At 66.0% G+C, this 24,948-nt stretch carries 23 protein-coding genes; 7 read left to right on the forward strand and 16 right to left on the reverse strand.

The window, feature by feature from the left end; translation table 11 throughout:
• Positions 1 to 5: 5 nt before the first annotated feature.
• The 3 genes from GTH22_RS10455 to GTH22_RS10465 are packed head-to-tail and all read left to right on the forward strand — an operon-like array spanning position 6 to position 3,379.
• On the forward strand, positions 6 to 2,405 hold the full coding sequence (locus tag GTH22_RS10455) for a ligase-associated DNA damage response DEXH box helicase (protein WP_252945133.1): 2,400 nt from the start codon (positions 6 to 8) through the stop codon (positions 2,403 to 2,405).
• 39 nt (positions 2,406 to 2,444) lie between these two features.
• Positions 2,445 to 3,101, forward strand: a complete 657-nt coding sequence (pdeM, locus tag GTH22_RS10460; protein ID WP_252945134.1) for a ligase-associated DNA damage response endonuclease PdeM — start codon at positions 2,445 to 2,447, stop codon at positions 3,099 to 3,101.
• 53 nt (positions 3,102 to 3,154) lie between these two features.
• Positions 3,155 to 3,379: a hypothetical protein gene (locus tag GTH22_RS10465; RefSeq protein WP_252945135.1), complete on the forward strand. Its 225-nt coding sequence runs from the start codon at positions 3,155 to 3,157 to the stop codon at positions 3,377 to 3,379.
• Here GTH22_RS10465 and folD read toward each other — a convergent pair.
• The 13 genes from folD to GTH22_RS10530 form a co-directional block, all read right to left on the reverse strand.
• On the reverse strand, positions 3,368 to 4,267 hold the full coding sequence (gene folD / locus GTH22_RS10470) for a bifunctional methylenetetrahydrofolate dehydrogenase/methenyltetrahydrofolate cyclohydrolase FolD (RefSeq protein WP_252945136.1): 900 nt from the start codon (positions 4,265 to 4,267) through the stop codon (positions 3,368 to 3,370). The genes GTH22_RS10465 and folD overlap by 12 nt on opposite strands.
• A gap of 93 nt (positions 4,268 to 4,360) precedes the next feature.
• Positions 4,361 to 6,037 (reverse strand): formate--tetrahydrofolate ligase, encoded by a 1,677-nt coding sequence (locus GTH22_RS10475; protein WP_252945137.1) that lies wholly within the window; start codon positions 6,035 to 6,037, stop codon positions 4,361 to 4,363.
• 189 nt (positions 6,038 to 6,226) lie between these two features.
• Positions 6,227 to 6,811: an MOSC domain-containing protein gene (locus GTH22_RS10480; protein ID WP_252945138.1), complete on the reverse strand. Its 585-nt coding sequence runs from the start codon at positions 6,809 to 6,811 to the stop codon at positions 6,227 to 6,229.
• 11 nt (positions 6,812 to 6,822) lie between these two features.
• Entirely contained in the window at positions 6,823 to 7,602 is a 780-nt protein-coding gene (locus GTH22_RS10485) for a methyltransferase domain-containing protein (protein ID WP_252945139.1), read from the reverse strand.
• Positions 7,603 to 7,750: 148 nt separating this feature from the next.
• Positions 7,751 to 9,676, reverse strand: coding sequence for an ATP-dependent zinc metalloprotease FtsH (gene ftsH / locus GTH22_RS10490; RefSeq protein WP_252945140.1), 1,926 nt, complete (start codon positions 9,674 to 9,676; stop codon positions 7,751 to 7,753).
• A gap of 78 nt (positions 9,677 to 9,754) precedes the next feature.
• Positions 9,755 to 10,999: a tRNA lysidine(34) synthetase TilS gene (tilS, locus tag GTH22_RS10495; protein ID WP_252945141.1), complete on the reverse strand. Its 1,245-nt coding sequence runs from the start codon at positions 10,997 to 10,999 to the stop codon at positions 9,755 to 9,757.
• Positions 10,996 to 11,877, reverse strand: a complete 882-nt coding sequence (gene ybgF / locus GTH22_RS10500; protein WP_252945142.1) for a tol-pal system protein YbgF — start codon at positions 11,875 to 11,877, stop codon at positions 10,996 to 10,998. Before ybgF ends, tilS begins: the two co-directional genes overlap by 4 nt.
• Before the next feature lie 4 nt (positions 11,878 to 11,881).
• On the reverse strand, positions 11,882 to 12,400 hold the full coding sequence (gene pal, locus GTH22_RS10505; protein WP_252945143.1) for a peptidoglycan-associated lipoprotein Pal: 519 nt from the start codon (positions 12,398 to 12,400) through the stop codon (positions 11,882 to 11,884).
• A 116-nt stretch (positions 12,401 to 12,516) separates the two neighbouring features.
• The gene (tolB, locus tag GTH22_RS10510; RefSeq protein WP_252945144.1) at positions 12,517 to 13,851 is read right to left on the reverse strand and encodes a Tol-Pal system beta propeller repeat protein TolB; all 1,335 of its coding nucleotides are present in this window, start codon (positions 13,849 to 13,851) and stop codon (positions 12,517 to 12,519) included.
• Positions 13,852 to 14,194: 343 nt separating this feature from the next.
• Positions 14,195 to 15,376, reverse strand: coding sequence for a hypothetical protein (locus tag GTH22_RS10515; protein ID WP_252945145.1), 1,182 nt, complete (start codon positions 15,374 to 15,376; stop codon positions 14,195 to 14,197).
• 9 nt (positions 15,377 to 15,385) lie between these two features.
• Positions 15,386 to 15,862: a protein TolR gene (tolR, locus tag GTH22_RS10520; RefSeq protein WP_252945146.1), complete on the reverse strand. Its 477-nt coding sequence runs from the start codon at positions 15,860 to 15,862 to the stop codon at positions 15,386 to 15,388.
• A gap of 1 nt (position 15,863) precedes the next feature.
• Positions 15,864 to 16,559 carry a protein TolQ gene (gene tolQ, locus GTH22_RS10525; RefSeq protein ID WP_252945147.1) on the reverse strand — a complete coding sequence of 232 codons (696 nt, stop codon included), beginning with the start codon at positions 16,557 to 16,559 and terminating at the stop codon, positions 15,864 to 15,866.
• A 196-nt stretch (positions 16,560 to 16,755) separates the two neighbouring features.
• Positions 16,756 to 17,214 (reverse strand): DUF4765 family protein, encoded by a 459-nt coding sequence (locus tag GTH22_RS10530; protein WP_252945148.1) that lies wholly within the window; start codon positions 17,212 to 17,214, stop codon positions 16,756 to 16,758.
• Between the two features lie 237 nt (positions 17,215 to 17,451).
• On the opposite strand from GTH22_RS10530, the gene GTH22_RS10535 reads away from it, so the two are divergent.
• On the forward strand, positions 17,452 to 18,261 hold the full coding sequence (locus GTH22_RS10535) for a division plane positioning ATPase MipZ (RefSeq protein WP_252945149.1): 810 nt from the start codon (positions 17,452 to 17,454) through the stop codon (positions 18,259 to 18,261).
• Between the two features lie 43 nt (positions 18,262 to 18,304).
• Here GTH22_RS10535 and GTH22_RS10540 read toward each other — a convergent pair whose 3' ends face one another.
• Together GTH22_RS10540 and GTH22_RS10545 are read right to left on the reverse strand one after the other, a co-directional pair.
• Positions 18,305 to 19,549 (reverse strand): hypothetical protein, encoded by a 1,245-nt coding sequence (locus GTH22_RS10540; protein ID WP_252945150.1) that lies wholly within the window; start codon positions 19,547 to 19,549, stop codon positions 18,305 to 18,307.
• 125 nt (positions 19,550 to 19,674) lie between these two features.
• Positions 19,675 to 20,139 (reverse strand): Lrp/AsnC family transcriptional regulator, encoded by a 465-nt coding sequence (locus tag GTH22_RS10545; protein ID WP_371928340.1) that lies wholly within the window; start codon positions 20,137 to 20,139, stop codon positions 19,675 to 19,677.
• 129 nt (positions 20,140 to 20,268) lie between these two features.
• On the opposite strand from GTH22_RS10545, the gene ald reads away from it, so the two are divergent.
• On the forward strand, positions 20,269 to 21,387 hold the full coding sequence (gene ald, locus GTH22_RS10550) for an alanine dehydrogenase (RefSeq protein WP_252945151.1): 1,119 nt from the start codon (positions 20,269 to 20,271) through the stop codon (positions 21,385 to 21,387).
• A 21-nt stretch (positions 21,388 to 21,408) separates the two neighbouring features.
• On the opposite strand, the gene GTH22_RS10555 is transcribed toward ald, so the two are convergent.
• Positions 21,409 to 22,287: a helix-turn-helix domain-containing protein gene (locus tag GTH22_RS10555; RefSeq protein ID WP_252945152.1), complete on the reverse strand. Its 879-nt coding sequence runs from the start codon at positions 22,285 to 22,287 to the stop codon at positions 21,409 to 21,411.
• A 90-nt stretch (positions 22,288 to 22,377) separates the two neighbouring features.
• Here GTH22_RS10555 and pobA point away from each other — a divergent pair, with 90 nt between their 5' ends.
• On the forward strand, positions 22,378 to 23,547 hold the full coding sequence (pobA, locus tag GTH22_RS10560) for a 4-hydroxybenzoate 3-monooxygenase (RefSeq protein WP_252945153.1): 1,170 nt from the start codon (positions 22,378 to 22,380) through the stop codon (positions 23,545 to 23,547).
• A gap of 119 nt (positions 23,548 to 23,666) precedes the next feature.
• Complete coding sequence (locus tag GTH22_RS10565) at positions 23,667 to 24,941, forward strand: urate hydroxylase PuuD (protein WP_252945154.1); 1,275 nt, start codon at positions 23,667 to 23,669, stop codon at positions 24,939 to 24,941.
• The last annotated feature ends 7 nt before the right edge of the window (positions 24,942 to 24,948 follow it).

The following is a 24,948-nucleotide window of genomic DNA, read 5'->3' on the forward strand; positions in this document are numbered from 1 at the left end:
CTCGGATGACGGCGCTTCCCCCGCGCATCTCTGACTGGTTCGCCAGCAACGGCTGGGCGCCGCATCCGCACCAGTTGCAGATGCTCGAGAGGGCCGCGGAAGAAGCCACCCTGCTCATCGCCCCGACCGGCGGCGGCAAGACCCTCGCCGGGTTTCTGCCCTCGCTGGCCGAGCTCGCGGAAGGCACGCATAAGGGCCTGCACACCCTTTACATCTCCCCCCTCAAGGCACTCGCGGCCGACATTCGCCGCAACCTGCGCCGCCCGGTCGAGGAGATCGGCCTTCCGATCCGCATTGAAGACCGCACCGGAGACACGCCTGCCGCCGCCCGCAAACGGCAAAGGGCCGATCCGCCGCATATTCTGCTGACCACGCCGGAATCGCTTGCCCTGCTGACCTCCTACGAGGATGCGCCGCGTATCTTCGCCGGTCTGTCGCGGGTGGTCGTCGACGAGATCCACGCGCTGAACGAAAGCAAGCGCGGCGACCAGTTGATGCTGGCGCTCTCCCGCCTTCAGGCGCTCGCACCGGGGCTGCGCCGGGTGGGCCTGTCTGCCACCGTCGAAGACCCGCAGGCGCTCGCACGCAAGCTCGCCCCCCACCCCGCTCCTTGCGCGGTGATCGAGGCCGACCCCGGCCCCCTGCCCGACATCGCCATGCTGCCCACAGCCGCCGCCCCGCCCTGGGCCGGTGGTGGGACAACCCATGCGATTCCCGAAGTGCTGGAAGAGGTGCGCCGCCATCGCACCACGCTAATCTTCCACAACACCCGTGCGCAGGCGGAGATATTCTTTCATTCGCTCTGGCTCGCCAATGACGAAAGCCTTCCCATCGCCATCCATCACGGCTCGCTTGCGCGCGAACAGCGCGCCAAGGTCGAGGCGGCAATGGTGGCGGGCGAGTTGCGCGCGATTGTCTGCACCGGCACGCTCGACCTCGGTATCGATTGGGGCGATGTCGACCTCATCATCCAGATCGGCGGACCGAAGAACATCAAGCGCCTTGTCCAGCGCATCGGCCGGGCCAACCACCGCTACAATGCCCCCTCCAAGGCACGCCTCGTGCCCGCGAACCGCTTTGAAGTGCTCGAATGCCGCGCCGCGCTGGAAGCTGCCGCCGAGCACGATCTCGACGGCGAGCCAACCGGCCCCGGCCCGCGCGACGTGCTGTGCCAGCACATCCTGATCCGCGCCTGCGCCGGCCCGTTCGACGACACGGAGCTGTATCGCGAGGTGAAGACCGTCGGCGCCTATGGCGGCCTCAGCCGCGCCGCCTTTGACGACTGCCTCGATTTCTGCGCCACCGGTGGCTATGCGCTAAGGGCCTATGATCGCTGGCAAAAGCTCATGCAACGCGAGGGCCTCTGGTGCCTGAGGGATCCGCGCGCCGCCCAGCGCATCCGCATGAACATCGGCACCATTCAGGACAGCGAACTGTTGAAGGTGCGGATGCGCGGGCGCGGCGGCAAGCCGCTCGGTGAGGTTGAAGAAGCCTTTGCCGCCACGCTGACCGATGGGGATACCTTCCTGATCGGCGGCGAGATCGTGCGTTACGAGGGCCTGAAGGAAATGACCGTTCAGGTCAGCCGGTCCGCGGCCAAGACCCCGCGGATCGCGGTGTTCGGCGGCACCAAGTTCGCGGCCTCCACCCGCCTCACCGAACGCATCCTCCAGCTCATCCACGGCGACTGGCAGAGCCTGCCGCCCGATATCCGCGACTGGCTAGCACTTCAGCGCGAGGTCTCGCACCTGCCCCGCGGCGATCGCCTGCTGATTGAGAGCTTCCCCCACGACAGCCGATGCCATACCTGCCTCTACGGCTTTGCAGGCCGCAATGCCCAGCAGACCCTCGGCCTGCTGGTGACACGACGGATGGAAGAGCTGGGGCTTGATCCGCTCGGCTTCGTGGCCACCGATTATGCCACCCTGATCTGGGGCCTCGAGCCGGTTGACGACCCGTCCCCTCTTCTCGGCCCCGAGGTGCTGCGCGACGTTCTCGAAAGCTGGCTGGCAAGGAACGCCGTGATGAAGCGCACCTTCCGCGCCTCCGCCACCATCGCCGGGCTGATCGAACGCAACCTGCCGCAGAACCGCAAGTCCGGGCGGCAGGCGACGTTCTCTTCCGACATCCTCTACGACACCTTGCTGAAATACGACCCGGAGCATCTGCTGATGCGGATCACCCGTGAGGAGGCGATGAAGGGGCTTGTCGATTTCGGACGCGTCGAAGAGATGCTGGCCCGCGTGGCCGGCCGCATCGACCATGTGCGGCTGGACCGGGTAACGCCCATGGCCGCCCCGCTCCTGCTTGAAGTGGGCAAGGTTCCGGTGGCCGGGAAAGGACGCGAGAGACTGGCCGAAGAAGAGGCCGCGGCGCTGATGGCAAAGGCCGGGGTCAGAAGCTAGGGCTTGCACAAATCCAACATTCCGCCCTAAGAACGGACCATGAACGCACACGCTTTCACCCTCGCCGGATGCGCTCTGGAAGCGCGCAGTTCCGGGGCGCTCTGGATCCCTTCCGAGCGGCTTCTGTGCGTCTCCGACCTGCATCTCGGCAAGTCCGAACGGATGGCGCGGCGTGGCGGCGCGCTACTTCCCCCCTATGAGACCGAGGAGACTTTGGCGCGGCTTGAAGCCGAGATTTCTGCGCTGCTGCCCCGGGTCGTGGTGTGCCTTGGCGACAGCTTCGACGATCCGGGCGCGGCCTTCGCGATGCCAGAGGTGGTCCGCATGCGGCTTCAGGCCATACAGGCTGGCCGGCGCTGGGTCTGGATCGAGGGCAACCACGATCCGGGGCCGATGGAACTGGGCGGCGCGCACCTTGCCGAACTGTCTGTCGGCGGGCTGGTCTTTCGCCACATCGCGGCCGCGCCCTCTGCCACGGGGGAAGTCTCGGGGCATTATCACCCCAAGCATCGCCTGCCCCGCTCCGGCACTTCCCGCCCCGCATTCCTCTATGATGAAACGCGGCTGATCCTGCCCGCTTTCGGCGCCTACACAGGCGGTTTGCGCAGCGACACGCCCGTTCTGCGCAACCTGTTTGCGCCCCGTGCGTTTGCAGTGCTGACCGGCCCGAGGGCGCTCGCGGTGCCTTTGGGGTGATCCGACGCGAAAATGCGTTACCCTTCATCGACACAGCTTCAAAGGAACGACCCATGGACCCCAACACCGAAGGCCGCCTGATCGCGCAGCGGCAAGTCATCGCAATGCTGGTGGCCGGACGCGGCAAGGACGAGATACTGCACTGGCTGGAAGAGGCGATGCGGGACGGTCAGGAAGACCCCGGCGCCGTCAATGACACCGCCTTCGCCATTGAAGGCGCACTGGCAGACGAGCGACAAGCGCTCGCCCGCGAGGTTCGTCTGCGCTCAGGCGGTTAGCCCTTCCGGCTCGGGCAGGTCGTGGGCACGGCAGCAGGCCGTGACCGTGTTCGCGAGCAGGCAGGCAATCGTCATCGGCCCCACCCCGCCCGGAACCGGCGTGATCGCCGCGGCACGTTCAGAGGCACCAGCAAAGTCGACATCGCCGATCAGCTTGGTTTTGCCCGGCTTCTCGGGGTGCGGGATGCGGGTGATGCCCACGTCGATAACGGTCGCTCCCGGCTTCACCCAATCGCCCTGCACCATCTCGGCCCGCCCTACGGCGGCGATCAGGATATCGGCGCGGCGGCAGACCTCGGCCAGATCCTTGGTGCGCGAGTGGGCGATGGTCACGGTGCAATTGTCGCGCAGCAAGAGCTGCCCCATCGGCTTGCCGAAAAGGTTCGAGCGGCCGATCACCACGGCCTCCTTGCCGGAGAGGTCCCCGAGCTGGTCGCGCAGCAGCATCAGGCAGCCCAGCGGCGTGCAGCTCACCAGCGCCTTGCCGCCCGTGGCCAGCAGGCCCGCGTTCAACACGCTCAGCCCGTCCACATCCTTGGCCGGGTCGATCCGCGCCACCGTGCGGCGCTCATCGAGGTGGTCGGGCACCGGGAACTGGCAGAGAATTCCATGCACCGCCGGATCGGCGTTGAGCTTGTCGATGAGCGCAAACAGCTCCTCTTCCGGCGTGTCCGCAGGCAGCTTGTGCTCGAAAGAGGCCATGCCCATCTCAACCGCTTGCCGGTTCTTGGAGGCCACGTAAACCTCGCTCGCCGGGTCTTCCCCGACCAGAACCACCGCAAGGCCGGGCGTAATGCCGTGCTCACCCTTCAGCCGGGCGACATGTTCCGCCACCCTGCCCCGCACATCGGCCGCAAAGGCCTTTCCGTCGATGATCTTTGCGCTCATGTCAGCACCTTCCTGATTCCGCCTGGCGCATAGACATCCCATGCGCCGTTGATCCGCAAGCCGTGCTGGTGGCGCGCCCTCCTGCCGCGCCGGTCAGAACAGCCCTTCGATATCTCCACCCTCGTTGATCCCGATGCTTTCCGCCGCCGGATGGCGCGGGAGGCCGGGCATGGTCATGATCTCTCCGCAGATCGCCACGACAAATCCGGCACCGGCCGAAAGCCGCACTTCCCGCACCGGCACCGAATGGCCGGTGGGCGCGCCGCGCAAGCCCGGGTCGGTCGAAAAGCTATACTGCGTCTTGGCCATGCAGACCGGCAGATGACCGAAGCCCGCCGCCTCCCAGGCATGGAGCTGGTCGCGCACCTTCTTGTCGGCCAGCACTTCGTCGGCGTGGTAAATGCGCGTCGCGATGGTTTCGATCTTCTGAAACAGCGGCATGTCGTCGTCATAGAGCGGGGCAAATTGCGAGGCACCGCTGTCGGCCACCTCGGCCACGCGGGTCGCCAGAGCCTCGGTGCCCTTGGAGCCCTCGGCCCAATGCTTGCAGACAATCGCCTCAGAGCCATGCTGCGCCACATAGGCCTGCACGGCGGCAATCTCGGCCTCGGTATCGGCGGTGAAGTGATTGATCGCCACGATCACCGGCACCCCGAAGCCATGCAGGTTCTGAATATGCCGCCCAAGGTTGGCGCAGCCCTTCTCTACGGCGGCCACATTCTCGGCCCCGAGGTCGGCCTTGGCCACGCCGCCGTTCATCTTCATCGCGCGCACCGTGGCCACCAGCACAACGCAATCGGGCGCCAGCCCAGCCTTGCGGCACTTGATGTTCATGAACTTCTCGGCCCCGAGATCGGCCCCGAAGCCGGCTTCCGTCACCACGTAATCCGCCAGCTTCAGCGCCGTGGTGGTGGCGATCACCGAGTTGCAGCCATGGGCGATGTTGGCGAAAGGGCCGCCGTGAACGAAGGCCGGGTTGTGCTCCAGCGTCTGCACGAGGTTGGGCTGCATCGCGTCTTTCAGCAGCACGGTCATCGCCCCACTCGCGCCGATATCGGCGCAGGTGATCGGCTCGCGCTCGCGGGTGTAGGCCACGATGATATTCCCGAGCCGCGCTTCCAGATCGGCCAGATCGGTCGACAGGCACAGGATCGCCATGACCTCGGAAGCCACGGTAATGTCAAAGCCGGTCTGGCGCGAAAACCCGTTGGCCACACCGCCCAAGCCCACGACCACATCGCGGAGCGCCCGGTCGTTCATGTCGAGCACACGGCGCCAGGTGATCCGGCGCTCGTCGATGCCCAACTCGTTGCCCCAGTAGATGTGGTTGTCGATCATCGCCGAAAGCAGGTTGTGGGCGCTGGTGATGGCGTGGAAATCGCCGGTGAAATGAAGGTTCATCTCCTCCATCGGCACCACCTGCGCATAGCCACCGCCCGCGGCCCCGCCCTTCATGCCGAAGCAGGGGCCAAGCGAGGCCTCGCGGATGCAGATGGCCGCCTTCTTGCCGATGGCATTCAGCCCGTCGCCGAGGCCCACGGTGGTGGTGGTCTTGCCCTCCCCTGCCGGGGTCGGGTTGATCGCGGTGACGAGAATGAGCTTGCCGTTCGGCCTGTCTTTCAGCCCCGAAATGAACCCCTGGCTCACCTTGGCCTTGTCATGGCCATAAGGCACAAGGTCGGCCTCCGGAATGCCCAGCTTTGCGCCAATCTCTCCAATCGGGCGCTTCTTCGCATCCCGGGCTATCTCGATGTCGGATTTCACGCTCATGGGGCCTCCCTCCTCAGGTCGCGGTGCTACAAAAGTGGTAGCGGGCGAACCAGCCCGTATGCGGGCCTGTTGCGACACATTCGGGCTTGGAAACGCCGGGCAGAGGAAACCGCGGCGGCGGATTGGAAACCCGCGCTTGCGGCATGAGGCACCAAGGCTCCGATCCGGTCAGGCAAAACCTGCGCTGGCTCAGGCGCCTGCCCATGACGGCTGGTCCGGAACAAAGACCGTCAGGCTGTCCCCCAGCGCAATCCGCCCTTCCCGCTCCATCCAGGCGGTAACGCCGCGTTTGCCCATCGCTGCCGCCTTGAAGCCCTTGCCATGGCCGGGATGGGTGTCTTCGATTTCCTTGGCCGGGAAGTTGCAGGGCCCGTTCTCGAGGTCGACGGTGATCGTCGCGCCCGAGGGGGCTTGCAGGCGGGTGCCCGGTGGGATGCGGGAAAAGTCCGGAAGGCCGGAAATCACCAGAGATGCGCCGATGAGTTCGGGCGCCAGCTCTTCGAGCTTCAATGTATCCGCAACCTCGGCAAGTTCTTCGGCGGACACGATCGACAGTTGCCGCGTATTGCGGATCGTCGTGCCGCGCTCGGGGTAGAGCGCCAGAACCCGCGAGCAGGAGGGCCGGGTGGCACCGCCATGATCCTCGCCCGGAAACCCGTCCAGCGTGGCCTCCACCGCTTCCAGCGGCTCCGAGCGCAGGGTCGCCTCGCGGCTCTCGACCCAGCCCAACCAGGTTACGGTTGCGGTGACATCCAGTTTCTTCAACCCGGCCATTGCGCGCTCCTTCAGCTCTCGCGGCGGACCGTAAGGAAGACCCGGCGAAAGGGGAAGAGCACCGAGCCGTCATCTTCGGTCGGATAGTCCGTTTGCAACTCGGCCTCGTAGGCCTCGAGAAACCGGGCCTCCTCCTCCGCTGTAAGGCCTTCGGTGAATGGCCGCATGAAGGTGGATTGGGTAAAGTGGCGCACCGGGTGCCCGGTCTCCACCGGAGCGAGCCGCTGGATGTAGTCTGTTTCCCAGACCGATGTTTCGCCGAGCGGGGCCATGAGCCGGGCATAGGTGGTCGGCGGATCGACGGGCTCTCGCCATGGCGCGGCAAATCTCTCGGGAAACAGCGCTTTGGCCGTGGTGCGGATGAGCGCGTGGGACGGCCCGTTGTGCTGGCGTGGCATCTGGATTGCCAGGGTGCCACCGGGTGCCAGCAGCGCCAGGAGGCGCGGGAAAAGCGTGGCGTGGTCCGGGAGCCATTGCAGCGCCGCGTTGGAAAAGATCAGGGCCGGCGGGCGGGTTGGCGCCCAAACCGCCGCGTCGGCCTCGTTGAGACTGTCGTAACAGCCGGTCTCGCGGGCCTCGGCAAGCATTGCGGGAGAGGAGTCGATCCCTTGCAGGTGACGGTCGGGGAAGCGCGCCTTCAGCACCGGGCCAACCGCGCCGTTGCCGCAACCGAGATCGATGATATCGCCCTCCGGCAGATCGCGGACCTGCAGCAGAAGGTCGAGTGCCGGTCGCAGGCGGAGGCCTGCAAAGCGGGCGTAGAGAGCGGGGTTCCAGTCAGGGCGGGTCATGGTGCCTCTCCGTTTTGGCATACAATTGCATACCAAGCTTAGGGCCGGCGCTCAAGACGTGTCGGACAAGGTCCGCAAAAGCAAAAAGGCGCCGCAGATTGTGCGGCGCCTTCCGATTGCACACCGGCCCTAAAAGCCGGGCCTCGGCTCAGGCCGAGGGCTCGGGCTCCATCCCACCGCTGCCCTTGCGGGGTTTGGTCTTGGGAATGGCCGTCAGCGACGGTTTGTCATCCTGCCCGCCACCCGGGGCAGCCCCGGTATCGTCGTCATCGCCACGCTTGATCTGCTCACCGGCGATCACGCGGGTGATCTCGTTGCCGGTCAGCGTTTCGTATTCCAGCAGACCCTGCGCCAGGTTCTCGAGATCCTGCGCCTTTTCGGTCAGGATCCGCTTGGCCGTGGCATAGCCTTCATCCACCAACTGCCGAACCTTGTCGTCGATGGTCTTCTGCGTGATGCCCGAATGCGACGTCTGGCCCTGATAGCCGCCGAGGTAGCTCTGCTGCTCGTTCGCGTAGTCAACATAGCCAAGATCAGGATCGAAGCCGAAGCGCGTTACCATGGCGCGTGCGATCCGCGTCACCTGCTGGATATCCGAGGCCGCGCCGGAGGTCACGTTTTCAGGCCCGAAGATAAGCTCCTCGGCCACGCGCCCGCCCATCGCCATGGCGATCTGGCTCTTGTACTTGGTGTAGCTCACCGAGAGCTGGTCGCGCTCCGGCAGCGACAGAACAAGGCCCAGCGCCCGGCCACGGGGAATGATCGTGGCCTTGTGGATCGGGTCGTGTTGCGGGACGTTCAGGCCCACAACGGCGTGACCGGCTTCGTGATAGGCGGTCAGCTTCTTCTCGTCCTCGGACATGACCATGGAGCGGCGCTCGGCCCCCATCATCACCTTGTCCTTGGCGTTCTCGAAGTCTTCCATCGTCACGAAACGACGGCCGACGCGCGCCGCCATCAGGGCGCTCTCGTTCACGAGGTTGGCGAGATCCGCACCCGAAAAGCCGGGCGTGCCGCGGGCGATGATGCGCAGGTCCACATCGGGGCCAAGCGGCACCTTGCGGGCATGCACGCCAAGAATCTTCTCGCGGCCCTTGATGTCGGGGTTGGGCACCTGCACCTGACGGTCGAAACGGCCCGGGCGCAGCAGCGCGGGGTCGAGCACGTCGGGGCGGTTGGTGGCGGCGACGATGATGATGCCTTCGTTGGCCTCGAAGCCGTCCATCTCGACCAGAAGCTGGTTGAGGGTCTGCTCGCGCTCGTCGTTGCCGCCGCCGTAGCCGACGCCACGGGAGCGGCCGACCGCGTCGATCTCGTCGATGAAGACGATGCAAGGCGCGTTCTTCTTGGCCTGCTCGAACATGTCGCGCACGCGGCTGGCGCCGACGCCGACGAACATCTCAACGAAATCGGAGCCCGAAATGGTGAAGAAGGGTACACCCGCCTCACCCGCGATGGCGCGGGCCAGCAGGGTTTTACCGGTGCCCGGAGGGCCGACGAGCAGCGCGCCCTTGGGGATCTTGCCGCCGAGTCGCGAGAATTTCTGCGGGTTGCGCAGGAACTCGACGATCTCTTCCAGTTCTTCCTTGGCCTCGTCGATACCTGCAACGTCATCGAAGGTGACGCGCCCGTGCTTTTCCGTAAGCAACTTGGCCTTGGATTTGCCGAAGCCCATCGCGCCGCCACGGCCACCGCCCTGCATGCGGTTCATCAGGAAGATCCAGATGCCGATGAGGATGATGAAGGGCAGGAGCGTGCCGATGTAGGCCAGAAGCCCGTTCTGTTGCTGTGCCTTGGCCGAAACCTCGACGTCATTGGCAATCAGCACCTCGGTCGGGTCGACCGCCGGCGGAATGATGGTGGTATAGGTCGTGTCGTCGTTGGTGCGAACGCGCATCTCTTCGCCGTCGATCGTCACCTCGCTGACAGAGCCCTTCTCCACCGCTTCGATGAAGTCGGAGTAGCTCAGGTTGCGCGACGCCATGGTGGCGTTGTCACCTGAGAAGAGGTTGAAGAGCGCGAGGATCAGAACAAAGAGAACGACCCAGAACGCGATATTGCGTGCATTGCCCATCAGGCAGACACCTCCCGGAAAGTAAAAAACCCGCGCGGGCGCGGTTCAGCTCACAACATAGGGGTTTTCTTCCGGGGTTCAATCGTGCCGGAGGGAGGAAACAAGGTGTTCTGCCCCGTGACAAAGCCGCGCGGTCCAGCCCTCGGGCCGCCCTGCCAGCGGCGCAGACAGCAGACGCTCCCCCTGCCACAGCGCAGGCGATGCCATGAGGGAGGCACGGGGCAGCCCGCTATCCCGCCAGTTTTCGCATTCGGCAAGGCCGACAGCGCCCAGCGCGGCCAAGTGAGTCCCGCTCGGCGGGGTTGGGCCGTGGAATTGCCAGCGCTTGTCCCAAAGCGCGGCGGGCGGCGTCGCCAGTTGCGACACGGCGGCATATTCCCGCGCCACCCGCCAGACGGTGCCTTCACTGGTGATCCGGCAGCCATGGAGGGTGGCGGCCTTGCCCTCTTCCATTCCGTCGAGCAGCCCGGTCAGCGATTCATAGCGCGGGCGGTAGACCGCGGACGACACCCAGCACAGGGCATGGGCAAAGGCGCGCAGCAGCAGCTCTCTGGGGGTGGGAAACTGATGGGGGTTGGGCATCAGCACATCCCCCCTGTCGACCCGAGCCCGCCCCAGATACGCCGCCGCCCCATCGTTGAGCGCATCGCGGGCCATGGCCATCTGCGCTGCCGTGCGCACCAGCCGATCCGGGGTCAGCCCGAGGTGTGCAAGCTCGTTGGCCATGGACCGGGCCTTCACCCGGTCAAATCGCTCATCATCGTTCGAGGGATCATCGACCCAGGCCACATCCTTTTGGCGCAGGTAGTCGCGCAGCGCCTCTCGGCCGATATCGAGCAGTGGTCGCAGCCAATGCACCCCCTGCCCCATCCGAACCGGTGCCATTGCTGCCAGCCCATCCACCCCCGAGCCACGGGCAAGACGGAGCAACACGGTCTCGGCCTGGTCTTCGCGCGTGTGGCCAAGGGCGACATGGGAGATCTGGTGGCGCTCGGCCCAGTCAGACAGCAGCGAACGCCGGGCCGAACGGGCCGCGTCCTGCAGGTTTCCCTCGCCGGCCCAGCCTTCCCACGGAAGGATTTCATGGGGGATATCAAGCGACTGGCAAAGCGCACCGGCCTGCGCCGCCTCGGTTGCGGACTCTTCGCGCAAGCGGTGGTCGACGGTGGCAGCAAAGAGCTTGACCCCCGGCAGCGCCTCACGGGTCAGCAGCAGCAGGGCCGTGCTGTCTCCCCCGCCGGACAGGGCAACGCCAATGCGCTCGGGAAGGGCGCTTCCGAAGAGGCGGGCGTAGGCTTCAGAGGCTTGAGCTGCGCAGCTCAACTGCACCCGATGGTGCGGCGGGCGGCCCCGGCATCGAAGGCCACGTCGCTGTCGGGAAAGCGCACCTGCACTTCACCCAAAGTCGTGCAGGCCTCGGGGTTCTGGCCCAGATCGGCCAGAGACGTGCCCAACTTGTAGAGCGCATCCGCAGCCATCGGCCCCTGCGGGTCGGACGAGTAGCTCTCGAGGAAGGCCCGCGCCGCTTCGGGCACCTTGGAGAGCTCGTAGAGCGCTTCGCCACGCCAGAAATGGGCAGCGCTCGTCAGCGGGCCACCCGGGTAGGATTGGGTAAAGGCCGCAAAGAGGTCAACGGCGCTTTGAAAGCTACCGGAGTCGAGGGCCGCCTTCGCCCGGTCGAAATCGGCCTGCTCGGCCACGGCCATCGCAGGGCCATTGGAGGGCGCGGTGGTGCCACCGCCGTTGCCCCCGTTTCCAGTATCAGGGGTGATTACGGCCTGGCCTCCACCACCACCGCTGGTCGCGGGAGCGGTGCCGCCGATGGGCAGGGTATCGCCAATCTCGCCAAAGTCGCAGCCCGGCTCGATTTCGCAGACCCGGAACTCGAGATCCCCGACGCGGTTGGTGCCATCGGCCACGACCCGGTCGATCCGGTTCTGCATTTCCTCGGTGCGGGAAGTCAGCGCCTGAAGCTGCGCCTCGATCGCGTTCACCCGGTCAAGGACAGAGCCTGCCACGGCACCGGTGGATGCGCCCTGCGTGGTGGAAAGCTCGCGCTTGAGTTCCTGCATGGAAACAAAGACCGTGGCCAGCTCCTGTCGGATATCGGCCAGCGTCTGGGCATCCTGCGCAACCGCGGAGCCACCGGCCAGCGACCCCGAGAAAGCAACAAGCGAAGCAAGGAGCGCACCCCGGATCATCGGATCAGAACCCCGCGCCCGCGGAAAGAACCGTCACCGAGCGACGGTTCTTGGAATAGCAGACCTCGGTGGAGCAGACCTCGAGCGGGCGCTCCTTGCCGTAGCTCACGGTTTTCAGACGTGCGCCGGCAACCCCTTGCGAAACAAGGTATTCCTGCACCGCGTTGGCGCGGCGTGCGCCGAGCGCGAGGTTGTACTCGCGGGTGCCCTGCTCGTCGGCGTGGCCTTCCACGATGGCCGAGTAGGAACTGTTTGTGTTCAGCCACTGGGCCTGCGCCGTCAGGGTCTGCTGCGCCTCGGGCGACAGGGTGGACTGGTCAACCGCGAAGAGCACCCGGTCGCCCACACGCTGCGAGAAATACTCGGGCGAATTGGGATTGGACGCGCCGCCGGCGGCATAGGTGTCAGCCCCCACGGTGCCGTCGCCACCGGCGCCACCGGCGCCAAAGCGGCCCGGGTCGGTACAGGCCGAGACGGCCACGGCCAGGGCGATCAGCCCGGATTTCACGAGGATCTTCTTCATCTCGACTGCCTCTCTCTCATGGTGCGCCCTGTGGCGGGCGCTTTCCTTGGCGTTCTCTATACCACCCCGCGCGGGGGTTGGGAAACATCTGTGTTACTTCGCCCGAGCGCGTCGGCTCACGGCAGAAGCGGCGACCAGGCCGGGTCGCTGGCGGCACCGGGGGTGGGCACCTTCTTGAGGTTCCGCCCCGAGATATCCACCGAGTAAAGCGCGCTCTCGCCCCCGGCTCCGCTGCCTGAGCGGGTAAACATGATGACCCGGCCATTGGGGCTCCAGGTGGGGCCTTCATCAAGGAAACTTGCCGTCAGAAGGCGCTCTTCCGAGCCATCGGTGCGCATCACGCCAATGTGGAAGCGGCCCTGATGTTGCTTGGTGAAGGCAACCAGATCCCCACGGGGCGACCAGACCGGCGTGCCATAGCGGCCCTCGCCAAAGCTGATGCGGGTCGGCTCGCCACCCGAGGCGGGCATCTTGTAGAGCTGTTGGTTACCCGAGCGATCGGACTCGAACACGATCTGGCTGCCGTCGGGCGAGTAGCTCGGCGCAGTCTCGATCGAGGGCGCATTGGTGAGCTGGCGGGCCGTGCCGCCCGGGATGAGCGTGTAGATATCGGAATTGCCACCCCGCTCGAGCGAGAACACCACGGTCTGCCCATCAGGGGCGAAACGCGGTGCAAAGGTCATGGTGCCGGGCTGATCGTCGAGGATGCGGCGCTGCACGGTGCCGACGTCCATCATGTAGATCTTGGGAAAGCCGGTTTCGTAGCTGGTGTAGATCACCCGGTCGCCGGTGGGCGAGAAACGCGGGGCCAGAACGATGGAGGCGCTGTCGGTGAGGTACTGAACGTTGGCGCCGTCGTAATCCATCACGGCGAGGCGCTTCTGCCGCGCATTCTTGGGGCCTTCCTCGTGCACGAAAACCACGCGGCTGTCGAAATAGCCGCCCTCGCCGGTGATGCGGGAATAAACCTGATCGGCCACCTTATGGGCAATCCGGCGCCAGCTCGTGGTGGTGCCCCCCAATTGCAGCCCGTCGCCCAGCGGCGCTTCTGAGAATACGTCGAACAGGCGGAACTTCACGTTCACCCGCCCGCCCTCGGCCACCGAAACGGCGCCGGTGATCAGCGCCTGCGCGTTGATCGCCTTCCAGTCGGCATATTGCACCGGCGCGTCAAAGTTGGTGACGTTGGAGATGAAGGCATCGCGCGGGATCTGCCGGAACAGCCCGGTGCCCGCGAGATCGGCGGCGACCACCTGGCTCAGCTGTGCCGCATATTCCTGCGCCGCCGCGTTCTCGGCGATAAACACCGGAATGGCAAAGGGCAGCGGCTCGATCACGCCTTCGGTGATCTCGATCCGCAGCGGTCCGTCTTGCGCCACGGCAGGCATGGCGGCAAGGGCCGGGCTCAGGGCAAGGACAAGGCCTGCCAGAATCTGTGTCAAAGTCTTCATACCGCTCTCATTCCCCGCATCTTTACTTCAATGAAGCCCTAATGGCCTCTGTTATCCAATATCGGCAGCTTCCCGCTGGCTAATTTCCGTCTGTCGCCTCGGTTGGCAGCCTGAATGTCATCTCGATGGTGCGCCAAGGTTGGAAGTGGAAGATCATACCCCGCCCCCTGACACCGCAGGATCGCTCGGCTCGCTGCGGCTCCCGACTGGCGAATGGCCTCACTCGTCTCGGCGGGGCACGACGCAGAACGCCTCGCGCCATCCCGCCCGTTTGCTCCGGAGGCAAGGCACAGCCCAGCAAGCGTGGCGAGGGCGGCGGGCGGCACGGTGTCGGGACGCAGCATCATTTGATCCGCATCCTCTCCGGGTTGAAGACCATCTCGATCTCGGCCCACTCGCCGTATTTCTCGGCCGGCAGCGGGAAGCCCCGTGCGCCGCAGCGGATGATCGCCCGGCGCGCGGCCTCGAAGGCCTGACGCACGGCGTCACCCGATCCGCCCTCGGAATCGATCATGCGGATCGAGCCGTTGTCGGGCGTGCCGTTCTCGTTCATCGCCACAAGCACGGTGACTGTCACGCGCAGGGCATCGGTCGACAGGCTGCCCACGTTCCAGCATTGCTGCACCGAAACCCGCAGCGCATCCTTCTCGCCAGCTGTCATCGGCGGACCGCTGCGCGCGGGCGGCGTGTTGGACGGCTCCGAGGCCGATTGCCCCTGGCTCACCGCGTCGGCCACGGCATCCGCGATGGCATCGGAGGTATCCGTCGATGTTTCGGCGCGGGCGGGCTCGGCCTGCGGCTCGCGGCGGGCCGGCCGGCTCTTGGGCCGGGGCGAGCCGGTGGGGGCCAGCGCCACCACCTCGCCGCCCGAGGGCTCATCGGCCTCGGTGACGATCTCGGTGTTCGCGGCTTCGGGCGCGGCGGTTTCCTGCGCCTCCTGCGCGGGCTCCTCGGCGGGTGTCGGCTCGGCGGCCTCCGTGACCTCGGTGTCCACCGCCGCATCGGGCTCGGGAGGCTGGGCGGGGGTCGGGGCCACACGCTGCGCGGGGCGCTCCTTGGGGCGTTTGGAGTTGTCGAGCACGAGGCTGGCGCCGGGGGCCTCATCCGGCGTGGTCGAGGGAGCCTCGGGGGCGGGTGGCGCGGTTTCGGTCACCTCCGCTTCGGGCAACGGCTCCAATGCAGACGTATCGGGCGCCTCATCTGGGGCCACTTCGGCTGCACGGGGCGGAGGAGCCTCGGAAGGCTGCGGCTCGGTCTCGGGCGTGGGGGGCTCCGGGGTCTCCGGCTCGGCAACCTCCGGCGGCTCCGGCGTTTCGGGGGCATCGGGCACTTCGGGGCCGGGGGTGGCGGGATCGGTCGCGTTGGACACCAGCGCGGCATAGTCCGCACCCGAGATCATGCTGACATTGGTCACGGTTTCGGGCGGCGTCTCCCAATGGAGGACGCCACCGATCAACGCCCAGCCGATCAGGCCAAGATGGCCCGCGCCGGAAATGATGGTGCTTTTGTCGAGTTTCTCGGGCACGTCCGCCCCCTACCCGTCCGACCCGTCGAGCGTGGGTCCGCCGGTGTCTGTCACCAGGCCGATGTTGCCGAAACCGCCAGCGTTGAGCGCCCCCATGATCCGCATCACGCGCTCGTAGGGAATGGTGCCGTCGGCGCGCAGGAACACCTTGTCGTCGCCGCGTTCGGCAGCGATCGCACGGAGGCGGGTCACAAGCGCAGCTTCCTCGACCGGCGTGGTCTGAATGAGGGTTTCACCCTCGGCGGTGAGCGTGATGGTCAGCGGCTCCTCCTGCTCGGACGGCAGCGCCTGCGCCGCCGTTTCGGGCAGCTGGATCGGTACGCCCACGGTCAGTAGCGGCGCGGCGACCATGAAGATGATGAGCAGCACCAGCATCACGTCGACGAAGGGCGTGACGTTGATCTCGCTCATCGCGGCCGCGCGACCGCGCCCGCGTGAGCGCCGCTTGCGGTTACCGCCGCCGGTGTTGATGACGCCCGCGCCCATCTCAGCTGTCCAACTGGCGCGAGAGGATGGTGGCGAATTCGTCGGCAAAGCTCTCGTAGTTGCCGGCGATGCGGTCGCTGTCAGACGACAGCTTGTTGTAGAAGATCACCGCCGGGATGGCCGCCAGCAGGCCGAGGCCCGTGGCCACAAGCGCCTCGGCGATGCCCGGCGCCACGACCGAAAGGTCGGTGGAGCGCGACACGGCGATTTCCTCGAAAGCGTTCTTGATGCCCCAGACCGTGCCGAACAGACCGACAAAGGGGGCCGTCGAACCCACGGTGGCCAGAAATGGCAGGCCCTGATTGAGCTTGTCGGTCTCCTTGGCGATGGCCACGTCCATCGAGCGGTCGATCCGGGCCTGCGCCCCGGCAATCAGCGCCCCGTCCTCGCGGTGCGAACGCCGCCATTCGATCATGCCGGAGGCAAAGATCTTCTGGCTCGCGCCCTTTGGCTCGGTGCCGATCTGGTCGAACAGCTCGTCGAGCGGCTCGCCGGACCAGAACGCCCGGTCGAAGCTGCCCGCCTCGGAGCGCCGGGCGCGGTACATCAGCGCCTTCTCGATAATGATCTTCCACGACCAGAACGACGCGATGATCAGCATGATCATCACCACTTTCACGGTCAGAGTTGCGCGCATGAAAAGCGCGAGCAGGGAGAAATCTATCTCCTGCGCCATAGCAGCTGTTTCGGAACCCATGTGCCTACGTTCCCGCCTCTTGTATGTCGCTCCACGCAGGAGCAGCCCGATAGGAGCCGCTCTATTGGCGGCCTTCTGAAGCGAAGTATACAGAGGCGAAAGCCCAAAAGCCAACACCATCGCGTGATAGGCGGAGGATGGCAAAAGGCAGCGCGCCAAAAACTCTGGCGCGTGCTTGCACGTTGGTCAGTGCGGCTCAGTCCGCGTCGGGCAGGCGCGGCGCATTGGCCGAGCCATAGACCTCGTAATCGACCCCTTCGACCGGCGCCGTGCCCAGAACGGCCCACCCGCCCTCGGTGCCAGACCCCTTGGTCAGGTACTTCCGGCGCACGGCAATGCAGAGGATCGCGCCCTTGGCGAAGTTCTCGGCAATGTCGACGCGGGTGGTGTACTCCGGCAGCTTCGTGCGGGTAACGCCCGACTGCGAGCCTCCGACCTGGCTGACGACAGCGCTTTCGTCGGGCGCCGGGGTGTCTTCGTCGGGTTCATCTCCATTGGCGCTCATGGCTTTCTGTACGGCGGTGACGCGGTGCATCCCCGTGCCGCGCACCAGCAACACGAGATCTTCGGGCTTGGCCGAACTCACCGTGGACTCTGCCGATATCCGGCCACGGTACTTGGAGGGCTTCTTCGTGGTTGCGGTGTAACTCATCATGGCGGGCACCTCCTCGGTGTTTTCGGTCCGACGAGCCCGAACGTGCAGCCCGCAGATCAACCTTCGGGCGAGTCTTTACCCTAAGTCAATCAAAACAGGCGACGCTCGCGGAAGACGGATTTCTGAGCGCCATGAGCCCAAGGGCACTTTTCCCGCCCGGAACCTCAATATATGGTGCGCACCAATCAAGAATGGGGCAGCGGCTGCGCAGCAAGCGCAACCAGAAGGGCAAGGGCCATGGCGCATATCATCGTCGTCGGCAACGAGAAGGGCGGGTCGGGCAAGTCGACGACCTCCATGCATATATCCACCGCCTTGGCCCGCATGGGTTGGAAGGTGGGGGCGCTCGACCTCGACCTGCGGCAGCGCAGCTTTGCCCGCTATCTCGACAATCGCCGCGTCTTTGCCGACTCGCAGGGCATCACCCTTGCCGGGCCCAACTTTCAGGAGTTGCCGCAGGTGGATCAGGCCAGCCTGGAAGCCGGTGAGAACATCTATGATCGCAGGCTGTCGGCGGCGGTGGCCGGGCTGGAGGGCGAGATGGATTTCATCCTCATCGACTGCCCCGGCTCCCACACCCGCCTGAGCCAGGTGGCCCATTCGCTGGCCGATACGCTGGTGACCCCGCTCAACGACAGCTTCGTCGACTTCGACCTGCTGGCCCGGATCGACCCGGCTTCCGGCAAGATCCTCGGCCCCTCGGTCTATTCCGAAATGGTCTGGTCGGCGCGGCAGGTGCGGGCCCAGGCCGGGTTGCAGCCGATCGACTGGCTGGTGGTGCGCAACCGGCTCGGGCCGCAGGCGATGCACAACAAGAAGAAGATGGGCGATGCGCTGGAAAAGCTCTCCCGCCGTATCGGCTTTCGGGCGGCGGCGGGGTTCAGCGAGCGGGTGATCTTCCGCGAGCTCTTCCCGCGCGGGCTGACCCTGCTGGACCTCGGTGATGTGGGGGTGGAGCGGCTCAACATCTCCAATGTCGCGGCCCGCCAGGAGTTGCGCGACCTGATCACCAACCTCCGGCTTCCCGGCGTGACCGCCGACTTCTGAGCCTCACACGGCGTGTTCCGTCAGGGATGCCCGGGTAGGCCTGTCACTTCCCGAACGGGTTCTGCGCCGCGGCAACGGCCGGGCTGATGGGGGCAAGGGGCTTTGCCTCCGGCGCCTGCGTCCGAACCGCGGCCTCGATTGCCGCAAAGATATCGCCCGCGTCGGTGGTGCCGGGGGCCGTGGAGACCGGGGCGGACACCTCGGCCTGAACGGCAGCCATGATGTCGGCGGCCTGGGTCGGGTCCTGCTTGGCGGCCAGCGGGCTCGCCTTCTTCACAGGCTTGGGGCCGGCGACCGCCGCGGACACGGCCCGCCCGGGCAGCGGGCGCTTGAGGCCGCCGCTGTCGAGCGCGGCAAAATCGTCGATGCCGTCGCGCTTGGCCGAATAGATGCTGGCCTCGTCGGAGTGTCGCCCGAGTGCGAGAACGTCCCGCATCAGGGCGGTTCCGGTGGAGCCATCGGCCATTTCGGGCCCGTAGGCAGGGATCATAACGTGGCCAGTGTCCAGTGCGCCGCCCGCATCTGCGCCGCCGAAGATGTCATCGACATCCACCGGCACGAGGGCCTCGCCGCCCTCGGCTTTCGCCTCCATCGCCTCGCTCGCCCTGAGCTTGCGGCCGGCGGAAAACCCGATGAGCGCGAGCAGCACGGCGATTGTGCCGCCCATGCCGTAGATCATGGGTTGCTGAAGGTTCGGCCCTGCCGTCAGGTCGGCCACACGTCCGGCGCGGAAGGGTGCAATCGTCAGGAAGCTCTCGGCGATCTGGCGTTCGTTTTCGGCAAATGCATCGAAGACGAGGCCCTGATACCGACCGGCACCAACGGCCCGGCCCGCGACGGAAATATAGGGGCCAACCGCCCCTTCTCCCTCGATCTGCGCGATCAGGGTGTTCACCTCGGTATCGCCGATGGTGCCGCCGTTCGGACCCTGATCATAGAGCAGCACACCCAGCGCCGGGCCGCGCGTGTCGGCGGCCTCGCGGGCGTAGAGCGGGATCATCACGCCGACGTAGTCTCCCGCACCATCGCCCGGCGCGACGAGGTCGTACTGCATGGAAAGATCGAGCTGGCCGATCACGTGGACCTCGCCAAGGGCGTGCACATCCGTTGCGGGATCGAAGGCCTCCACGGCGACGGCCTCGGGTTGCGACGCTTTGGCCACGGCCTCGATCGCACGGCTGCTCCGAAGCTCTTCCAGCAACACCCATCCGCCAAGACCAAAGGCCCCGACTCCTGCCAACAGGAATGGCCACGCCACGACGGCGAATGAACGTTTCAGGCCACCCATGGATCGCCCCTTACACTGCCCCTCATTGTTGCCGGTTGTGATACAAACCTGTGGCGGCAATGGGGCGTGATGACGAAAACAGCGGGGCGATTCCGCTCAATCTCCTCAATCGAAACGGAAAGATCTCAGGTCGGCAGGGCCGTGGTCTTGAACACGGTGCGCAGGGCAAAGCTCGACTGCATGCCCTGCACGCCGGGTAACCGGGCAAGATACTGGCGGTGGATGCGGGCGAAATCCTCGGTGTCTTCGGCCACCACCTTCAGCAGGTAATCCGCCGCGCCGCCCAGCAGGTGGCATTCCAGCACTGCGGGCACCCGGGCAACGGCCTTTTCGAAGGCATCGAGGATGTCATCGGTCTGCCCGGCCAGCTTGATCTCTACGAAGACGGTGGTGGCGAGGCCCAGTTTGCGGGCGTCGAGCAGGGCAACGTAGTCGCGGATCACCTTGGCCTTTTCCAGCCGCTGAACCCGGCGATGGCAGGCCGAAGGAGAGAGATTGACCGCCTCCGCCAGCTCTGCCGAAGTCATCCGACCCCGGCGCTGGAGGGCGGCGAGTATCCGGCGGTCGGTTTCGTCGATTTCCGTCTCCACGCAAAAATCTCCCGTCAAAGCCATGCACGGCGCTTGAGAACGGGCGTCAGGCTGGCGCCCGATGGCCCAAAAGTCAAAGCGATTGCGACCGGCGCATGCGAGACTTCGCGCAGGAAAGGGAGGACCATGATGAAGATCGGATGCCCGAGCGAGATCAAGGCACAGGAGTACCGCGTGGGGCTGACCCCGGCGGCCGCACAGGAGGCCGTGGTATACGGCCATGAGGTGCTGGTGCAGGCCGGCGCCGGGGCGGGGGCCGGGTTTGGCGATGCAGATTACGAGGCCGCCGGGGCGCGGATCGTGCAGAGCGCGGAGCAGGTCTTTGCCGAGGCCGAGATGGTGGTGAAGGTGAAGGAGCCGCAGGCGGCGGAGCGGAAAATGCTGCGCGAGGGCCAGATTCTCTTCACCTATCTTCACCTCGCCCCCGACCCCGAGCAGACGAAAGACCTGCTCGAAAGCGGTGTGACCGCCATCGCCTACGAGACCGTCACGGACCGCGTTGGCGGCCTTCCGCTGCTTGCCCCGATGAGCGAAGTGGCCGGAAAGCTCGCGCCGCAAGTGGGCGCATGGGCGCTGCAAAAGGCCAATGGCGGGCGCGGCGTGTTGATGGGCGGGGTGCCGGGTGTGGGACCGGCGGAGGTGGTGGTGATCGGCGGCGGCGTGGTCGGCACGCAGGCCGCGCGGGTTGCCTCGGGGATGGGCGCGCAAGTGACCGTGCTCGACCGTGCCCTGCCCCGCCTGCGCTACCTCGACGACGCATTTCGTGGAGAGTTCTCAACCCGTTACGCGAGCGCGGCCACCACGGCGGAACTGGTGGCGCATGCCGACATGGTGGTTGGCGCGGTGCTCATCCCCGGCGCGGCGGCGCCCAAGCTGGTGAGCCGGGCGCAGCTTTCGGGCATGAAGCCCGGCGCGGTGTTGGTGGACGTGGCGATCGACCAGGGCGGCTGCTTTGAAACCTCCAGAGCCACCACGCATGAAGAGCCGATCTACGAGGTCGACGGCATCGTGCATTACTGCGTGGCCAATATGCCCGGCGCAGTGCCGCGCACTTCGACCATCGCGCTCGGCAACGCGACGCTGCCCTTTGTCATCGCGCTGGCAAACAACGGCTGGAAGGTCGCCTGCGACGCGGATGAGCACCTGCTGGCAGGGCTCAACACCCATGCCGGACGGCTGACGAACTACGCCGTCGGCCGGGCGCTCGGGATTGATGTGCTGTCGCCGGGGCTGGCGCTAAAGCTTTGACAAAGCGCAATAACGTTTAGCTCACGGGGCTTCCATCGCTGCCCGGAAGGCCCTCGGGCTGACGCCGGACTCGCGGGCGAAAACCCTTGAGAAATGCGCCGGGTCGGCATAGCCAAGCCGGAAGGCCACCTGCTGGATGGCGAGGTTGGTGTAGGTCAGAAGGCGCCGGGCCTCTCGATGGCTGCGGGCGGCGATGAGGGCGCTCACCGGCTGGCCGGTGGCCTCTCGGGCGACACGGCTGAGGTGTTGCGGGCTGACGGCAAGGGCGCGGGCGACTTCGGTGACAGAGAGGCGCTCGGCAAACCGCGCCTCGATCAGGGCCTCGAGCCTGCGGAACAGCGGATGCTGCGCCCCCTTACCTGCCCCCGACGGGCTGGCGAGGTGGCGTGCCAGCAGGGCGAGGATCTGCCCGGTCAGCATGCGGAGCATCTGCGCACGGGCGTAGCTTCGGTCTTCATATTCGGCAAACAGCAGCTTCATCGGCGCAACGAGTGCCTTTGCCCCCGGCTCCACCCGGGGCTGGCGCAGTTCCGACCACAGGCCCTCGGCCGGGCGCAGGATCTGGTCGACGAGATCGGCGGGCAGGGTCAGCACCCAGCCCTCGGTGCCGGGGTCGAACTGGAAGCCGTGCACCGCGCCCGCCGGCATGTTGACCGCCACCGAAGGGCCCAGCGGCAGGTCTTCGTTTTCGATCCGCGCCACGCCGCCGCCGGAGGTGAGAACCAGCACCTGATGCAACCGCGCATGGCGGTGGGGCGAAAGCTGCCAGTCGTGCTGAACCGACCGGGCGGCGATGGTTTCGCAATGCACCACGTCGGCCATTTCGGCGGTTTCGCCGAAGAGGTTGTAGTTGGAAATGCCGCCGCCCGGTTGCGGGCCATGGTTCGGGTTTGCGCTCATGTTCGAAATATACAAGTTTTCCCACGAGCCGTCCATTCGGTCCGGCCCGGTTTCGCACCAGAATGAGAGGGCGAACAGGGAGGAAAGAACGTGCGCACCCAGGTTGCCATCATCGGCGGCGGGCCCTCCGGCCTGCTACTCTCGCAACTTCTGCACAAGCGCGGCATTGCCAGCGTGGTGCTTGAGCGCCGCTCGCGCGACTATGTGCTGGGCCGCATCCGCGCCGGCATTCTGGAAGCCGGCTTTGTGAACCTCATGCGCGAAGCGGGCGTGGCCGAGCGGATGGACCAGGAGTGCATCATCCATGACGGCACAACCTTTTCGTGTGGCGAAGAAGAATTTTCAATCGACTTCCGCCGCCACGCCGGCACACCTGTTGTCGTCTACGGCCAGACCGAGGTAACGCGAGACCTCTACGATGCCACCGAGCAGGACCCCGGCCGGGTGATAACTGAAGCCGATGAGGTGATGCCCCACGACCTCGACACGGACAAACCCTATGTGACCTTCGTGAAGGACGGGTTAACACAGCGGCTCGACTGCGATTACGTCGCCGGCTGCGACGGCTTTCACGGAGTGTCGCGCAAGCAGATCCCCGACAGCGTGCGGCGGGAATACGAGAAAACCTATCCGTTCGGCTGGCTCGGCATCCTCTCGGAAACGCCGCCGGTGCATGACGAGCTGATCTATGCCAACTCGGAGCAGGGTTTTGCCCTCTGTTCGCTGCGCAACGAACATCTGTCACGCTACTACGTGCAATGCCCGCTGACCGACCGCCCCGAAGACTGGTCGGATGACCGGTTCTGGGAGGAGCTGAAGCGCCGCATTCCCTCGCGCCATGCCGCCAACCTCGTCACCGGCCCCTCGATCGAGAAGTCGATCGCGCCGCTGCGCAGTTTTGTCTGCGAGCCGATGCGCTGGGGGCGGCTGTTTCTGTGCGGCGATGCGGCCCACATCGTGCCCCCAACGGGCGCCAAGGGGCTGAACACGGCGGCCTCGGATATCCATTACCTCTACCATGCGCTGCTCCAGTTCTACGAGGAGAAGGACGGCGAGGGGCTGGAGCGCTACTCCGAAAAGGCGCTGGCGCGGGTCTGGAAGGCCGAGCGGTTCTCTTGGTGGATGACGAGCCTGCTGCACCGCTTTCCCGACCAGAGCGGCTTCGACCTGCGCATCCAGCGCACCGAGCTGGCGTTTCTGCAGGACAACGACGCGGCGCAAAAAGTGCTGGCCGAGAACTACGTGGGCCTGCCCTACTGAAAACCGCCTGATTTTTCGGCAATTGCCCGGTTGCGGTGGTCGTCGGGTGCGGCTTGCCCGTGGACAAGCCCTGCTGGCCCGTTACGGTGAGACAAAACGGGACATTATCAGGACACAGCATGAGTGATCTGGCCACCATCTGGGACTGGCTCGGCTTTGCCGTCCGCTGGCTCCATGTCATCGCCGCCATCGCGTGGATCGGAGACAGCTTCTACTTCATCGCGCTCGACCTAGGCCTGCGCCCCTCGACCGACCGGCGTGAGGGTGTGGCGGGCGAGGAATGGCAGGTGCATGGCGGCGGCTTCTACCAGATGAAGAAATACACCGTGGCGCCGCGCGAACTTCCCGATCATCTCGTGTGGTTCAAATGGCAGAGCTACACCACCTGGCTGTCGGGGGCGGCGCTGTTGGCGATTGTCTACTGGGTCGGGGCGGAGCTTTACCTGATCGACGCGGCCAAGGCCGATCTTGCGCCCTGGCAGGCCATCCTGATTTCGGCAGGCTCGCTGACGATCGGCTGGCTGGTCTATGATTTTCTGTGCAAATCCGGCCTCGCCACCCGCCCTACCCTGCTGATGGTGCTGCTGTTCTGCCTGCTGATGGCGATGGGCTGGGGCTACAGCCAGATCTTCACCGGGCGGGCGATGATGCTGCATCTCGGGGCCTTCACCGCCACGATCATGACCGCCAACGTGTTCTTCATCATCATGCCCAACCAGCGGATCGTGGTGGCCGATCTCAAGGCAGGCCGTACGCCGGATGCCAAATACGGCAAGATCGCCAAGCTGCGTTCGACCCACAACAATTACCTCACCCTGCCAGTGCTGTTCCTGATGCTCTCCAACCACTACCCGCTGGCCTTTGCCACCGAACACGCGTGGATCATCGCCGGGCTGGTCTTTTTGATGGGGGTCACGATCCGGCATTTCTTCAACACCAAGCACATGGGCAAGCCCTGGCCGTGGTGGTGCTGGGCGGTGACGGCGATGCTCTTCGTGATCGTGATGTGGCTCTCGACCGCCGGGTTCGATCAGGACAGCTACGAGGAGGCCGAGGCGGCGGCGCTGACATCGCGGCAGGAAATGCTGGCCGCGGCGGAGGGGTATGAGGCGGTGGAGAGCATCGTCATGGGGCGTTGCTCAATGTGCCACGCCCGCGAGACCAGCTACGAGGGCGTACCCTATGCGCCCAAGCACCTGTTCCTTGAAACCCGGCCCGACATTCTGCGCGCGGCGCGGCAGATCTACCTTCAGGCCGGGATGAGCGAGGCCATGCCGCCGGCGAATGTGAGCTTCATGGAGCCGCAGGAGCGCGCCGCGATCCGGGACTGGTATCAGGCGGCGCTGGCCGGGGTTCCGCTGCCGATGCGGCTGGCGGAAGCGGCGGCCGAGTAGGCCCGCG

The sequence above is a fragment of the Oceanicola sp. 502str15 genome, from assembly GCF_024105635.1.
GTDB lineage: Bacteria > Pseudomonadota > Alphaproteobacteria > Rhodobacterales > Rhodobacteraceae > Vannielia.

Excerpts from the sequence above, each read along its gene's own strand:
- GTH22_RS10455 (WP_252945133.1), top strand. The coding sequence starts at position 6 with ATGACGGCGCTTCCCCCGCGCATCTCTGACTGGTTCGCCAGCAACGGC.
- pal (WP_252945143.1), bottom strand. The coding sequence starts at position 12,400 with ATGAAGAAGATCCTCGTGAAATCCGGGCTGATCGCCCTGGCCGTGGCC.
- GTH22_RS10475 (WP_252945137.1), bottom strand. The coding sequence starts at position 6,037 with ATGAGCGTGAAATCCGACATCGAGATAGCCCGGGATGCGAAGAAGCGC.
- GTH22_RS10485 (WP_252945139.1), bottom strand. The coding sequence starts at position 7,602 with ATGACCCGCCCTGACTGGAACCCCGCTCTCTACGCCCGCTTTGCAGGC.
- tolQ (WP_252945147.1), bottom strand. The coding sequence starts at position 16,559 with ATGGGTTCCGAAACAGCTGCTATGGCGCAGGAGATAGATTTCTCCCTG.
- pdeM (WP_252945134.1), top strand. The coding sequence starts at position 2,445 with ATGAACGCACACGCTTTCACCCTCGCCGGATGCGCTCTGGAAGCGCGC.
- ftsH (WP_252945140.1), bottom strand. The coding sequence starts at position 9,676 with ATGGGCAATGCACGCAATATCGCGTTCTGGGTCGTTCTCTTTGTTCTG.
- GTH22_RS10555 (WP_252945152.1), bottom strand. The coding sequence starts at position 22,287 with ATGAGCGCAAACCCGAACCATGGCCCGCAACCGGGCGGCGGCATTTCC.
- GTH22_RS10465 (WP_252945135.1), top strand. The coding sequence starts at position 3,155 with ATGGACCCCAACACCGAAGGCCGCCTGATCGCGCAGCGGCAAGTCATC.
- GTH22_RS10530 (WP_252945148.1), bottom strand. The coding sequence starts at position 17,214 with ATGATGAGTTACACCGCAACCACGAAGAAGCCCTCCAAGTACCGTGGC.
- GTH22_RS10480 (WP_252945138.1), bottom strand. The coding sequence starts at position 6,811 with ATGGCCGGGTTGAAGAAACTGGATGTCACCGCAACCGTAACCTGGTTG.
- GTH22_RS10535 (WP_252945149.1), top strand. The coding sequence starts at position 17,452 with ATGGCGCATATCATCGTCGTCGGCAACGAGAAGGGCGGGTCGGGCAAG.
- tolB (WP_252945144.1), bottom strand. The coding sequence starts at position 13,851 with ATGAAGACTTTGACACAGATTCTGGCAGGCCTTGTCCTTGCCCTGAGC.
- folD (WP_252945136.1), bottom strand. The coding sequence starts at position 4,267 with ATGAGCGCAAAGATCATCGACGGAAAGGCCTTTGCGGCCGATGTGCGG.
- GTH22_RS10565 (WP_252945154.1), top strand. The coding sequence starts at position 23,667 with ATGAGTGATCTGGCCACCATCTGGGACTGGCTCGGCTTTGCCGTCCGC.
- tolR (WP_252945146.1), bottom strand. The coding sequence starts at position 15,862 with ATGGGCGCGGGCGTCATCAACACCGGCGGCGGTAACCGCAAGCGGCGC.
- ald (WP_252945151.1), top strand. The coding sequence starts at position 20,269 with ATGAAGATCGGATGCCCGAGCGAGATCAAGGCACAGGAGTACCGCGTG.
- GTH22_RS10540 (WP_252945150.1), bottom strand. The coding sequence starts at position 19,549 with ATGGGTGGCCTGAAACGTTCATTCGCCGTCGTGGCGTGGCCATTCCTG.
- ybgF (WP_252945142.1), bottom strand. The coding sequence starts at position 11,877 with ATGATCCGGGGTGCGCTCCTTGCTTCGCTTGTTGCTTTCTCGGGGTCG.